Below are 12967 nucleotides of genomic sequence, written 5' to 3'. Positions count from 1 at the left end.
CCGGCATGACCGGCATCTGCATCGCCCAGGAACCCGAGGCCGACGCGCTGCTGGGGCGCGAGCCGCTGGCACTGCTCATCGGGATGCTGCTCGACCAGCAGATCCAGATGGAGGTCGCGTTCCGCGGGCCGCAGAAGCTCCACGACCGGCTCGGCGGGCTCGACGTGCGGGTGATCGCGGACCACGACCCGGCCGAGTTCGCCACCCTCGCCACGACGCCCCCGGCGATCCACCGCTACGGCGGCTCGATGGCCAAGCGCGTGCAGGAGATGTGCCGGGCGATCGTCGACGACTGGGACGGCGACCCGGCCGCGATCTGGACCCGGGGCGACCCCGACGGCCGGGAGGTCCTGCGCAGGCTGAAGGCGCTGCCGGGCTACGGCGAGCAGAAGGCGAAGATCTTCGTCGCGATCCTGGGCAAGCAGTACGGCGTCACGCCGGAGGGCTGGCGGGAGGCCGCCGGGGACTACGGGAAGGACGGCACCCGGCTGTCGGCCGCCGACGTCGTCGACGCACAGACACTCGTCGAGGTACGGGACACGAAGAAGGCGATCAAGGCCGCGGCGCGCGAGAAGAAGGCCGCGACCGCCGGGTGAGCCCGCGGGGCGACTAGCATCGGTGGCGTGCACAAGGTTCCGGAGGCACTCAGCGGCGCCCGCGTGATCGACCCGGACCAGGTCTGCGACGCCGTCGCCGTGCTGGCCGACGGCCGGCGGGTGGCCGACGCGGCGACCGTCCTGGACGTCCTGGGCGAGGCGAACCGTCTGTCGATCCTGCTCGCCCTGCAGCATGCCGGCGATCTCTGCGTCTCCGACCTGGCCGTGGCCGTCGGGATGAGCGACTCGGCTGTCTCGCACGCGCTGCGGCTGCTGCGCGCGCACGGCATGGTCACCGCGCACCGTCAGGGGCGGCTGGTCCGGTACCGGCTGACCGACGGTCTGGCGCGGCGGCTGCTGGAGGTGGTGTCGGCGGTGGCCGTCACCCCCGGGAGGCTGCACGCGCACGGCGCGGGCGACGAGGACGCGTCGTGACCCCGGCGATGATCGAGCAGGTCCGCCCACCGGTCCCGCCCGAGAAGCTCGACCACGAGATCGACCGGCTGCTCGGCGCCCTCGACGCCGTCTACCGCGACGGCTGGTACCCCGAGCTCGAGGTCGTCCGGCCCTGGTCGACGCACAACCCGCGGATCTCCGGCGAGTTCGCCCGGCCGTCCGCGATCCGCCGCTACCTGCACCGCGAGCTGCGGGGGCTCGTCGCCGCCGGCGCGACGGTCACGGCCCGCGCGGCCCGGCCGGCGCGGGCCTTCACCGACCCGGAGTTCTTCGCCGCGCTCGACGAGGACCGTTTCGACCTGCGGGTGAAGAAGCTGTTCCTGTTCGGCCCGGAGCGGATGGCGCTCTCGCTGGACCGGCTCTCGCACTACACCGGGACGCCGGCCGAGTCGTTCCAGCGGCACGTGCTGTTCACCAACTACGCGATGCACGTCGAGTCGTTCCTGGAGCGGTTCCCGGACGCCGAGCGCCCGGACCGCGAGGGCGTGCAGATGCCCGCCTACCACCACGTCCCGGACGGCGACGACGGTGACGCGGGCGACGGCGTCACCCTGGTCAACATCGGCGTCGGCCCGGCCAACGCCAAGACCGTCACCGATCACCTGGCCGTCCTCCGGCCGGACACGATGATCATGATCGGGCACTGCGGCGGCCTGCGGAACCGCCAGGAGCTCGGCGACTTCGTGCTGGCCACGGCCTACCAGCGGGCCGACCACGTGCTCGACGAGGTCCTGCCCGCGGACGTGCCCGTCATCCCCAGCCTGCGGCTCAACGGCTACCTGATGGACGCCCTCGAGCGAGCCGAGGCGACCTACCGGCCGGGCGTCGTGCACACCACCGACAACCGGAACTGGGAGTTCAACCAGTCCGCGACGCTGCACCGGATGCGGCTCGCCCGCGCGGTCGCGGTGGACATGGAGTCGGCGACGATCGCCGCCAACGGGTTCCGCTACCGGATCCCGAACGCCACCCTGCTGTGCGTGTCGGACAAGCCGCTGCACGCGGAGCCGAAGCTCGCCGGTGGCGCGCGGGCGTTCTACGAGGCCAGCAAGCGCAAGCACCTCGGGATCGCGCTGGACGCCGTGGAGCGCGCCCGGACCGAGCACCCCGACGGGCTGCCCGGCTCCGAGGTCCGGTCGGCGGACGAGCCGCTGCTCGGCAACGGCCCCGACGGGGCCTGAACCGGCCCGGACCACGGGGTGGCCGCCGCCCACCGATGTGGCCGCGCCGTCCTCCTGTGCGGGTGTCACCATGGAACCGGAGGTGGTCGCGTGTCGGACCAGCGACGCGAGGAATCCGTCCTCATCACGGATGCCCAGATGTCCTACGAAGAGGAACTGGAGATCCGGAAGCGGCGCTACAAGCTGACGATGGGTCTCCGGATCCCCTGCATGATCCTTGCCGGGATCTGTTACCAGATCCCGTGGCTCGCCGTGACCCTGCTGGCGATCTCGGTGCCGCTGCCCTGGATCGCCGTGCTCGTCGCGAACGACCGGCTCCCGCGCAAGGCGGAGAAGCCGAACCGGTACCGGCGCGAGCACCGGGCGATCGAGGCCCGGCCGCACCAGGTGATCGACTCGTCGGAGCAGGAGGCCGACGGGGCCGGGCCGTCCGGCGGCACGACCGGCCGGGACGCGGGTGCGACCCCGCACGGCGACGACGCGGCGGGTGCCCGGACGGGGACCGACGGTCCCGGCGACGGGACGGGACGGGCGGAACCGGACGACAGGGCCGGTGCGGCGGACGGGCGCGACCGGTCCGGTTGACCGGGCCCGTCGCGGGACGGGCACCGGCCGCCGTCGTGCATCATGGGCCCATGTCCACGACGACACTGCCCGAGGTCGACAGCAGGCCCGAGACCCGCGACAGCACCGGCGACGACACGCCGGACATGTTCCACTACGTCCAGAAGTCCAAGATCACCGAGAGTGCGGTCCTGGGCAACATGGTCGTGGCGCTGTGCGGCGAGACCTTCCCCGTCACCAAGACGCCGAAGCCGGGCGCGCCGGTCTGCCCGGAGTGCAAGGAGATCTTCGAGGGGCTGCCCAAGGGCGGCGACGACTCCTGAGCGGGCTCAGCCGCAGGAGAGCACCAGCCGGACCGGCGGCGAGCCGGGATCGCCCGGCACCGACGGCAGGCTCGTCTCGGTGACCAGCCCGGCCGCGCGGTAGAGCGCCAGCGCGGCCGTGTTGTCCGGGGCCACCTCGAGCCAGAGCCGTCCGGCCGCCACCCAGCCCGGCGGTGTCCAGGCGGGATCGACGGCGACCGGGGGCCCGGCACCGGGCCCGCCCGGTGCCCCGGCCAGCGTCAGCGCGGTGTGCAGGACAGCCCGGCCCAGCCCGGTGCCGTGCCGGTCCGCGGCCAGCACGAGCCGGTGCAGCTCCACGCCCGGCTCCGGGCCGCGCGGGGCCGCCAGGACGAGGTAGCCGCCGGGACCCGCACCGCCGTCGTCGAGCACCAGGTGCAGCCGGGCCGGGTCCGCGGCCGTGGCGGTGTGCCAGCCGGGACCCGACTCGCCGAGGACGTCCCGCAGGGGCGCGTCGAGCGCGGCGAGCGGTGCCGCGTCACCGGCACGGAACGCCCGTAGCCGGGCGGAGCGGCCGGTCAGGACGACAGGAACCGGTCGATCTCGGCCGCGAACGGCTCCGGATCGAGCAGCATCTCGAGGTGCCCGCCCGGGTAGCGGTGCACCCGGGACCGCCGGATGCCGCGCTCCAGCAGGGTCGCGTTCCCGCGCGGGACGATCGGGTCGTCGTCCCCGGCGACGATCAGCGTGTCCGCGGTGATCGCGGGCAGCAGTGGCAGGCTCGTCCACCCGGACAGTGCCAGCAGCTGGTAGTAGTACCCGCGCATCGGGCCCCGGCGGCCACCGGCCCCGAGTGCCTCGGCGGCGCGCTCCGGGTGGTGCCGCAGCGACCCGCCGTAGATCCGGGCGGCGACGGCGTCGACGTAGGACGGGTCCTGGTGGCGCTTCGGCGAGGTCATCACCGCCATCACCCGCGGCGACGCCGGGATCATCAGCGCGCCCGGGCCGGTCGCCGCCAGCACCAGCTTGCGGACCCGCCGGCGCCGGCTGATCGCCAGCTGCTGGGCCAGCATCCCGCCCCAGGAGAAGCCGAGGACGTCGGCCTCGCGCACGTCCAGCTTGGTCAGCACCTGCCCGATCCGGTGCGCCAGCCACGACAGGTGGTACGGCATCCGCGGCGCGGGCGACCCGCCGATCCCCGGCGGGTCGAACCGGATCACGTCGAGGTCCGCGGGCAGGGCCTCCACCAGCGGGTCGAGGACGTCGGTGGCGGCGCCGATGCCGTTGCACAGCAGCAGCGGGGTGCGCCGGGCACCCGGTCCGGTCGCGGGGCGCCGCACGACCCGCAGGGTGCGGCCGCCGACGAGCACGTCGTGCTCCTCGAGGCCGGACCCGGTGGGCCGGGGGAGTGGTGGTGTGGCCATCACGGCGAGCGTAGGGCCCCGCCGGGGACCCTGCCGGTGTGAGATCGACCGGATCAGGGGCGGGCCGGTACCTCGGGGTCGGCGGTCAGGTAGGTGCCCGGGGCCGGGAACAGCGGTCGCAGCCGCCGTCCGCCGAGCTCGGGCGGTGCGTCGCGCAGGACGCCGGACCGGTCGCCCAGCCAGTCGGCCAGGTCGTCCCACCAGGAGCCCTCGATCCACTCGGCGGCGGCCAGCCAGCCCTCGGGAGCCCCGTCGCCGTCGCCGCACGAACCGGCCCGGAACGACGTCGCCGTCCGCGGCGGGGCCACCAGCGCGCCCGCCTGGTCACCGGGGGCGAGCACGAGGCGGCAGGAGCCACCGAGCATCCGGGCGGTGCGGAACCCGCCGGTCCACGGCTGGACGGGGTCGTCCGCCGCGGCGACGAGGTAGCCGTCGCGCCGCAGCTCGGCCGGATGCACCGGGGTGCCGAGCACGCGGATGCCGTCGTCGCCCGCCGTGGCGAGCGCCAGCAGGTCGGCGTGCAGCGACGCCGGCAACGGCAGGAGGTCACCGGCCCACGCCCGCATCGCCCGGGCGGCCCGTCCGTGCAGCTCCGTGGGCCCCTCGTGCTCGGCGTCCGGGACCGCCCACGGCAGCACCCGCTCCGGGCCGCGTCGCCACGCCCATGCCTCGACGGCCGAGGCGCCGTCGAGCACGCCCACCCGGGCGGCCTGCTCGGCGGCCGACCGGACGGTGCCGGGATCCGGCCGGAAGCCGGGCAGCGCCTCGGACTGGTCCAGCACGGTCGCGAGGTAGCCGACGGCGGCGACCCGGTCGGCGAGCCCGATCGCGGCCTGGTGGGCCTGCACGGCCGCGGCCAGCAGCCCGCCCGTGCGGACCCCGAGCAGCGACACCCGTGGCGCCCGGGTGATCCGCGTGCAGGCCTCCAGGGCGTCCAGGACGGCGGCGGCGTGCGCGTCGAGGTCCCGGCCGGCGTCGGCCGGTCCCGCCGGGCGCCAGGACAGCGCGAAGACCTGCAGCCCCCGCCCGAGCAGGTGCTCGACGAGGGAGAAGCCGGGGGCGAGGTCGGCCAGCCAGTAGCGGTGCACCAGCGGCGGGACGACGAGCACCGGGGTGTCGTGCACCCGCTCGGTCGTCGGCAGGTACTGCAGGAGCTCGAACATCGGCGTGCGCAGGACGACCGCCCCGGGTGCGGCCGCGACGTCCCGGCCGTGCACCGGGCCGTCGCGGGCCTCCCGGGCGCCGGTGTCGAAGGGGACCCGGGGGCCACCGGGGACCGGGTCGGTGAAGACCCGGTCGGCGGACCCGTCGTCACCGGGCCCCGCCTCCGGCGCCGCGTGTCCGGCCGGCGGTCCCGGGACGGGAGCGGGTGCCGGGGCCCCGGGCAGCATCAGCCGGGTCAGGCCGGCCAGGCTCGCGCGGAGCCGCTCGGCGTCGGCGGGCGGGAGAGGGAGGTCGGGGCCGCCCGCGGCGTCGTCGAGCAGGCCGGACAGGGCCCCGGTGGTGGCCAGGAGGGCCTGCGCGGCCCGGCGCCGGACCGGGTCGGCCGGCCACCCGGTGCCGGGGGCGTCGTCGCCCGGGACCGCGGCGCCCCGGCCGAGACCGACCCGGCCGAGCTCGGCGATCCAGCCGCCGCCGCGGCGCAGCAGGACCATCGGACGGGCCGTCAGCGCGGCCGCCAGCCGCAGCCCCGCGGCGGGCAGGGCGAGCGGTCCGCCCCGCTCCGGGGCGGGGCCGGTCGCCGGGCCGTCCTCGCGCGTGCTCATCGCACCCATCATCCCCACTCCCGGCCGCCGTGGCTCGTTCACCCCGCCGTCGACCGCAGGCCAACCGGAGCGGGCAGCGTGGCGGACCGCGGCCGCCCCGGTGGCCGTGGCCCCCGCCGCCCGACCCCCGGAGCCCGATGACCACCGTCACCGCCCCGCCCGCGACCGGATCCGGTGCGGGCACGTTCCTGCGCGAGTTCCTCCGCGACCCGGTGCGTACCGCGTCCTGCCTGCCCAGCTCGCGCACCCTGGCCGCCGTCGCGACCGCGCCGGTGCCGGAGACCGGGGACCCGGTCGTCGTCGAGCTGGGGCCGGGGACCGGCGCGTTCACCGGGGTGATCGCGGAGCGGCTCGGCGGGCGCGGGCACCACCTGGCCGTCGAGCTGAACCCGACGCTCGCGGGACTGCTCGAGCGCCGGCACCCGGGTGTCGACGTCGTCGTCGGCGACGCGGCGGCGCTGCCCGCGCTGCTGGCCGAACGTGGTCTCGGGGCGGCGGACGTCGTCGTCTCCGGGCTGCCGTGGGCCGCCTACCCGCAGCACGGGCCGCGGCTCACCGACGTGATCGCCGGGGCGCTGCACGCCGACGGTGCGCTGACCCAGTTCGGCTACACCGCCACCCGGTCGCTGCCACCCGCCCGGCGGCTGCGGGCCCGGCTCGCCGACGCCTTCGAGGAGGTCGTCGTCGGGCGAGGGGTGCTCGCGAACATCCCGCCGGCGTTCGTCATCACCGCGCGGCGGCCCCGTCCGCGGCCCTGACCCGGCCTGACCTGCACCGGGGGCCGACGCCCGACCACCCGGCCGCCGCGGCGGCCCGCCCGGCTACCCTGATCGACGCCCCGCAGCCGGGTCACCGCCGACCTCCTGCGCCCCGCGGGGCTCGCAGGTTCCCGCCCGGGAACGACCCACGGACCAGGGGAGACGTGTGTCGGAAGCCCAGCTCGTGTCGCCGGAGACCCGCCCGCTGCGTGCGTGGCAGCGCAGCGCGCTCGCCCGCTACCTGGCCACGGCACCCCGCGACTTCCTCGCGGTCGCGACGCCCGGCGCGGGCAAGACGACGTTCGCGCTGCGGGTCGCCTCCGAGCTGCTGCGCGACCGGGTCATCGACTCGGTGACCGTCGTCACGCCGACCGAGCACCTGAAGTACCAGTGGGCCGAGGCCGCGGTCGCGGCCGGCATCTCGATCGACCCCGAGTTCCGGAACAGCGCCGGGGCGACCTCCAAGGACTACGGCGGCATCGCGATCACCTACGCCGGCGTCGCGGCGCACCCGATGCTGCACCGGAACCGCACCGAGAACCGGCGGACGCTGGTGGTCCTCGACGAGATCCACCACGCCGGTGACGCGAAGACCTGGGGCGACGGCGTCTACGAGGCCTTCGAACCCGCGGCCCGGCGGCTGGCGCTCACCGGTACGCCGTTCCGGTCGGACGACAACCCGATCCCGTTCGTCGAGTACGTGCCCGACGTCGAGGGCGCCCCCCGCAGCCGCGCCGACCACCAGTACGGCTACGGCGAGGCGCTGGCCGACAACGTCGTCCGGCCGGTGGTCTTCCTGGCCTACTCCGGCACCTCGAACTGGCGGACCAGCGCCGGTGAGGAGATCTCCGCCCGGCTCGGCGAACCGCTGACGCGCGAGCAGACCGCGATGGCCTGGCGGACGGCGCTGGACCCGGCCGGGGACTGGATCCCGTCGGTACTCGCGGCGGCCGACCGGCGCCTGCAGAGCCACCGCGACGGCGGCATGCCCGACGCCGGCGGCCTCGTGATCGCCTCCGACCAGACGACCGCGCGCTCCTACGCCGCGATCCTGCGGAAGATCACCGGGGACCAGCCGGCCGTGGTGCTCTCCGACGAGGCGGGCGCCTCGGACCGGATCGCCGCGTTCGGCCGTTCCGAGGAGCGGTGGATGGTCGCGGTCCGGATGGTGTCCGAGGGCGTCGACGTGCCGCGTCTGGCCGTCGGGGTGTACGCGACGTCGGCGTCGACCCCGCTGTTCTTCGCCCAGGCCATCGGCCGGTTCGTGCGGTCGCGCCGGTCGGGGGAGACGGCGTCGGTGTTCGTGCCGAGCGTCCCGGTCCTGCTCGGGCTGGCCAGCGAGCTGGAGGCGCAGCGCGACCACGTCCTCGGCAAGCCGCAGCGCCCCGAGGAGGTCTGGAACGACGCCGAGCTGAACGAGGCCAACCAGCTCAAGGACGAGCCCGGCGAGCAGGAGAAGGCCTTCACCTCGCTGGGCGCCGAGGCCGAGCTCGACCAGCTGATCTACGAGGGCGCCACCTACTCCGCCGACGAGGAGGACTACCTCGGCCTGCCCGGGCTGCTCGAACCGGAGCAGGTGCGGACGCTGCTCTCGAAGCGCCAGGCCGACTGGATCGCCAAGGGCTCGCCCCGGACCGGGGCCCAGGCCCGGGCGACGCCGGCGACCGAGCCGACGCCCCCGCCGCCGTCGGAGCGCGGCGGGGTGAGCGTCCGCGAGCGGCTGCAGACGCTCCGCAGGGAGCTCAACACGCTCGTCGCGCTGCACAACCACAAGACCCGCAAGCCGCACGGCGCGATCCACAACGACCTGCGGAAGACCTGCGGCGGGCCGCCGGTGGCGATGGCGACGATCGAGCAGCTCGAGGAACGGATCGCGACCCTCCGTTCCTGGCGCTGAGTGCGCCGCTGCGCGGTCCCGCACACCCGGCACGGGTCAGGGGCCCGACGCCGGTCCCCGGTCGCCGCTGACGCCGGCCCCACCGCCGATCTCGCCGACCGCCGGTTCGGGGACGGGCTCGTCGCCGTCCCGTGAACGCAGCGCGACGGCCGCGACCACCAGCAGGATCCCGACGCCCTCCAGTGCCCCCGGGAGCTGGCCGAGCATCACGACGCCGATGAGCGTCGCGGTCGCGGGCAGGAGCGCGAGCAGCACGGCGAACCGGGCCTGCCCGACCCGCCGCAGCACGACCTGGTCGAGGACGTAGGGCACGACCGACGACAGCACTCCCAGCCCGACGGACAGGGCGATCAGCGACGGATCTGCGAGCGGTGCGAGGTTCGTCACACCGAACGCCGACGTCCCGCCCTCGGGCCGAGCAGCAGCAGCGGGGAGAGGACCACCGCCGCGACGGTGAATCCGGTCGCCAGGTCGTCGATCCCGCTGCCGGCGCGGGCGACGCGTTTGCCGAGCAGGACGTAGGCCGCCCACATCGCGGCCGCGCCCAGCGCCCAGAGCACCCCGGCCGGGCTGCCGGACCAGCGGACGTCGGCGATCAGGAGCACCCCCAGTGCGGCCAGCCCGACCGCCCCGAAGTCCCGCAGCCGGCGCGACGCCAGGGCTGCGACCAGCACCGGGCCGGTGAACTCGATCGCCACCGTGGTGCCGAGCGGGAGCCGGGCGATCGCCTCGTAGTACGCGACGTTCATCAGCGCCGTCGCCAGCCCGAACAGCCCCGCGCGGACCAGCCGCACCCCGCGCCACGCCTCGCGGCCCGGCCGTCGCCAGGCCAGCAGGATCAGGGCTGCGCCGATCAGCCGCAGCTCCGCGACCGCGGACGGCGCCAGGCGGTCGAACAGCCCTACGGCGAGTGCCGCGCCGACGTACATCGACGTGCCGCCCGCCAGGAAGAGCAGCGGGGCGGGGATCCGGTCACCGATCGGGCGAGCACTCACCCGGGTCACGGTAGACGGCGACACAGCCTGTTTACCGTGGCGCGCTTGCATGAGGGGCGGCCGTCCCCGCATGATTCACGCGCAGTCAACTTCATACGTAATCGGTCACCGCGGGTACATCGCGGCGTCACCGGCCCGATCGGATGAAGATCCAGACGTGACGGTCGTCGCGACGCGCCCCGGGAACACGTGCAGGGGCCTCGAGCGTCTGTTTAGGTGTGGGCGACCCGCCTGGTGCGGTCGTCACGGTGATACGGCGGAGGGCCGCCCGAGCCCGCCGCCGCAACGGAGGGAGACCGCTATGCAGCCCGAAACGCTGACCCGGCCCGAACTGACCCTCGCCGACCGCTGCGACCGTTGCGGTGCGGCGGCCAAGGTGCGCGCGATCCTGCCCTCCGGTGGGGAGCTCCTCTTCTGCAACCACCACGGGCGTGCCCACGCGGAGAAGCTGCGTGAGTCCGGCGTGGAGGTCGAGGGAGGCGAGTAGTCCCGGTCGGCCCGAGCAGACCTGAGCGAACGGGGCGGGGATCCTCACGGATCCCCGCCCCGTTCGTCGTTCCGCCGTCGTGCTGCCGGTGTGGTGCTCAGGCGTCGACGGGCTCCACGAGACCCGGCACCGGGCTCCCGTCGCGCCGCGGCGCGGGGAAGGACGGGCGGTCCTCCGGCGTCAGCGGCGTGTTGCCGAGGACCAGGTCGGCAGCGCGCTCGGCGACCATCACGACCGGCCCGTAGGTGTTGGCGTTCGGCACGTCCGGGAAGACCGACGCGTCGACCACCCGCAGCCCGCCGACGCCGTGCACGCGCATCGACGACGGGTCGACGACGGAGCCCTCGTCGGTGCCCATCCGGGCGGTGCTGGTCGGGTGCAGCCCGTTCTGGGCGCGTCGTGACACCCAGTCCAGGACCTGCTCGGGGCTGCGGACACCCGGGCCCGGGAACGTCTCGCCGCCGTCCAGCCCGGCGAAGGCCGGCTGGGAGAGGATCCCGCGGGCGATCCCGATGGCCTCGACCCAGCGCCGCCGGTCGTCCTCGGTCGCGAGGTAGCCCATCTGCAGGCGCGGCGGGACCGACGAGTCCCGCGAGACCGCCCGCACGGTGCCCCGCGCGTCCGAGGCCATGACGCTCACGTGCATCTCGAACCCGTGCCCGACCGGCCGGATGTCCGGCGCGAAGCGCATCGCGACCGGGGCGAACAGCATCATGACGTCCGGCACGCCCGCGGCGAGCGAGGTCGAGCCGAACCCGCCGATCTCGAAGTGGTTGCTCGCGCCGATCCCGGTGCCCGAGACGAGCCAGCGGGCCGCCGCGCCCGGGAGCCGGTGCGCCCGGCGCTGACCGGCCAGCGAGACCGGCCGGAGGCACGTGTGCTGCAGGTGGATGGCCAGGTGGTCCTGCAGGTTCGCCCCGACCCCCGGCAGCGCGGCCCGGACGTCGATCCCGAGCGTCGCGAGGTGGGCGGGGTCCCCGATCCCGGAGACCTGCATGAGCTGGGGGGTGGCGACCGCACCGGCGCACAGGATCGTCTCGCCGGCGTCGACGTCGTGGGTGAGCCCGTCCGGGGTGCTGTAGCGGACGCCGATCACGCGGGACCCGCCGGCGTCGAACCGCAGCTGGCGCACCTGCACCCCGGTCCGGACCCGCAGGTTCGGGCGGGACGCCGAGACCGGGTGCAGGTAGGCGTCGGTGGCGGAGTACCGCCGGCCACGGAAGATCGTCCGCTCGGTGCGGGAGAAGCCTTCCTGGCGGGGGCCGTTGACGTTGTCGAGCACCGCGTGCCCGGCCTGCCCGGCGGCGATCAGGAAGGCGTCGTTGAGCGGGCCGGACGCCGGTGCGCGCTCGAGGACCTGCGGCCCGGCGCCGTCGGCGTCGAGGGCGATGCGGTGCTCGGAGAGCCGCCGCTCCAGGCGCCGGAAGTAGGGCAGGCAGTGCGCCGAGCTCCACCCGGACAGGCCCGGCCCGGTGGCCCAGCGGTCGTAGTCACCGGGGTTGCCCCGCTGGTAGACCATCCCGTTGATGCTGCTGCTCCCGCCGAGCACCTTCCCGCGCGGGACGGCGATCCGGCGGCCGGCGAGACCGTCCTCGGGGTCGGTCGTGTAGCACCAGTCGTACCGCGGGTTCCCCCACGCCTGGGACAGCGCCGCGGGCATCCGGATCACCGGGTCCCACCGGTGGTCGGGCCGGCCCGCCTCCAGGACGAGTACCGTACGATCGGTGTCGGCGCTGAGCCTGTTGGCCAGCACGGCACCGGCCGAGCCCCCGCCGACGATGACGACGTCGTACCGCGCCATCCCGCTCCTCCTGTCCGACCGGTAGGTCGGTGATAGCCCGTTCGAGGGAGCAACCCCCCTTGCGTTGGTCGAGACTACGCGGCGAGCCAGGGTGGGTGACACCGGGCCGTACGCTCGGAAGGGTGACGATGGTGGGGGACGGATCCGGCGCTGCCGGTGCGGGCGACGCGGACACCGCGGACTCCGCGGACTCCGCGGACTCCGCGCTGGCCGCACTCGGTGCCGAGCTGGACGCGTCGATCGCGGACCTGGAGTCGGCCCGGCAGCGCGTGCTGGAGCTGCAGGAGCTGCGGTCCCGCGGCCTCGGCTGGCGGGAGATCGTGCCGCAGGAGAACCGCCCGCTGATCGTCGAGAGCGTCACCCGCGCGCTGGACGGCCTCGGCGCCGTCGGCGGCCGCTTCCGCCGGGAGGAGGCGGTGGCGCTGCACGGCGAGGGGGAGACGATCGCCGGGATCGGACGGCTGTTCGGGGTCAGCCGCCAGCGGGTGTCGGCCTACCTGCAGGAACACGCCCAGGTCGAGGCCGGACGGGCGGCCGGGCAGGCCGGTGCCGAGGACGTGGCCGGGGCCGAGGACGTGGCCGGGGCGGGAGACGTGGCCGGTGCCGGGGACGCGGCGTCGCCGAGCACGTCCGCGGAGCGCACGCCGTCGGAGCACGTGCCCTCGTCCTCGGGGCACCCGTCCGCGGAGCACACGCCCACCGGAGCCGGACCGCCGGTGTGACGGCGGTCCGGGCGGCCGTGGCCGGCACCGGTCGACCGG

Annotated in this window: 13 protein-coding genes and 1 pseudogene; 9 read left to right on the top strand and 5 right to left on the bottom strand. The window is 75.5% G+C overall.

Annotated elements, in window-relative coordinates:
• Positions 1-5: 5 nt before the first annotated feature.
• The 5 genes from AD017_RS01880 to AD017_RS01860 all read left to right on the top strand — a co-directional run bounded on the left by AD017_RS01880 (position 6) and on the right by AD017_RS01860 (position 3120).
• On the top strand, positions 6-596 hold the full coding sequence (locus AD017_RS01880) for an HhH-GPD-type base excision DNA repair protein (protein ID WP_010226040.1): 591 nt from the start codon (positions 6-8) through the stop codon (positions 594-596).
• Between the two features lie 27 nt (positions 597-623).
• Positions 624-1031 (top strand): helix-turn-helix transcriptional regulator, encoded by a 408-nt coding sequence (locus AD017_RS01875; protein WP_060572495.1) that lies wholly within the window; start codon positions 624-626, stop codon positions 1029-1031.
• The gene (locus AD017_RS01870) at positions 1028-2233 is read left to right on the top strand and encodes a hypothetical protein (protein ID WP_010226042.1); all 1206 of its coding nucleotides are present in this window, start codon (positions 1028-1030) and stop codon (positions 2231-2233) included. The genes AD017_RS01875 and AD017_RS01870 overlap by 4 nt, the downstream gene beginning before the upstream one ends.
• 138 nt (positions 2234-2371) lie before the next feature.
• A complete protein-coding gene (locus tag AD017_RS37310; RefSeq protein WP_082399002.1) occupies positions 2372-2818 on the top strand; it encodes a DUF3099 domain-containing protein in 447 nt (148 codons plus the stop codon).
• A 50-nt stretch (positions 2819-2868) separates the two neighbouring features.
• On the top strand, positions 2869-3120 hold the full coding sequence (locus AD017_RS01860; RefSeq protein ID WP_010226044.1) for a DUF3039 domain-containing protein: 252 nt from the start codon (positions 2869-2871) through the stop codon (positions 3118-3120).
• 6 nt (positions 3121-3126) lie between these two features.
• Here the strand turns inward: AD017_RS01860 and AD017_RS01855 are convergent, their stop codons facing one another.
• The 3 genes from AD017_RS01855 to AD017_RS01845 form a co-directional block, all read right to left on the bottom strand.
• Positions 3127-3510, bottom strand: a complete 384-nt coding sequence (locus tag AD017_RS01855) for an N-acetyltransferase (protein ID WP_060572492.1) — start codon at positions 3508-3510, stop codon at positions 3127-3129.
• Positions 3511-3656: 146 nt separating this feature from the next.
• Positions 3657-4502, bottom strand: coding sequence for an alpha/beta fold hydrolase (locus AD017_RS01850; protein ID WP_075314144.1), 846 nt, complete (start codon positions 4500-4502; stop codon positions 3657-3659).
• A 53-nt stretch (positions 4503-4555) separates the two neighbouring features.
• Positions 4556-6268 carry an alpha/beta hydrolase gene (locus AD017_RS01845; RefSeq protein WP_145984092.1) on the bottom strand — a complete coding sequence of 571 codons (1713 nt, stop codon included), beginning with the start codon at positions 6266-6268 and terminating at the stop codon, positions 4556-4558.
• Positions 6269-6405: 137 nt separating this feature from the next.
• On the opposite strand from AD017_RS01845, the gene AD017_RS01840 reads away from it, so the two are divergent.
• Both AD017_RS01840 and AD017_RS01835 read left to right on the top strand, forming a co-directional pair.
• A complete protein-coding gene (locus AD017_RS01840) occupies positions 6406-7026 on the top strand; it encodes a class I SAM-dependent methyltransferase (RefSeq protein ID WP_060572488.1) in 621 nt (206 codons plus the stop codon).
• Between the two features lie 166 nt (positions 7027-7192).
• Positions 7193-8923: a DEAD/DEAH box helicase gene (locus AD017_RS01835; protein WP_060572487.1), complete on the top strand. Its 1731-nt coding sequence runs from the start codon at positions 7193-7195 to the stop codon at positions 8921-8923.
• Positions 8924-8959: 36 nt separating this feature from the next.
• On the opposite strand, the pseudogene AD017_RS35775 reads toward AD017_RS01835, so the two are convergent.
• Positions 8960-9852 (bottom strand): annotated as a pseudogene (locus tag AD017_RS35775) (DMT family transporter).
• 367 nt (positions 9853-10219) lie between these two features.
• On the opposite strand from AD017_RS35775, the gene AD017_RS01825 reads away from it, so the two are divergent.
• Positions 10220-10405, top strand: a complete 186-nt coding sequence (locus AD017_RS01825; protein ID WP_010232302.1) for a hypothetical protein — start codon at positions 10220-10222, stop codon at positions 10403-10405.
• A 97-nt stretch (positions 10406-10502) separates the two neighbouring features.
• Here the strand turns inward: AD017_RS01825 and AD017_RS01820 are convergent, their stop codons facing one another.
• Positions 10503-12206, bottom strand: coding sequence for a choline dehydrogenase (locus tag AD017_RS01820; RefSeq protein WP_060572485.1), 1704 nt, complete (start codon positions 12204-12206; stop codon positions 10503-10505).
• A 122-nt stretch (positions 12207-12328) separates the two neighbouring features.
• Here AD017_RS01820 and AD017_RS01815 point away from each other — a divergent pair, with 122 nt between their 5' ends.
• Positions 12329-12928 carry a hypothetical protein gene (locus tag AD017_RS01815; protein WP_145984091.1) on the top strand — a complete coding sequence of 200 codons (600 nt, stop codon included), beginning with the start codon at positions 12329-12331 and terminating at the stop codon, positions 12926-12928.
• Positions 12929-12967 lie beyond the last annotated feature (39 nt).

The sequence above is a fragment of the Pseudonocardia sp. EC080619-01 genome, from assembly GCF_001420995.1.
Classification (GTDB): domain Bacteria; phylum Actinomycetota; class Actinomycetes; order Mycobacteriales; family Pseudonocardiaceae; genus Pseudonocardia.
Note: the sequence above shows the minus strand (reverse complement) of the source record. Positions and strands in the feature narration are given on the sequence as shown.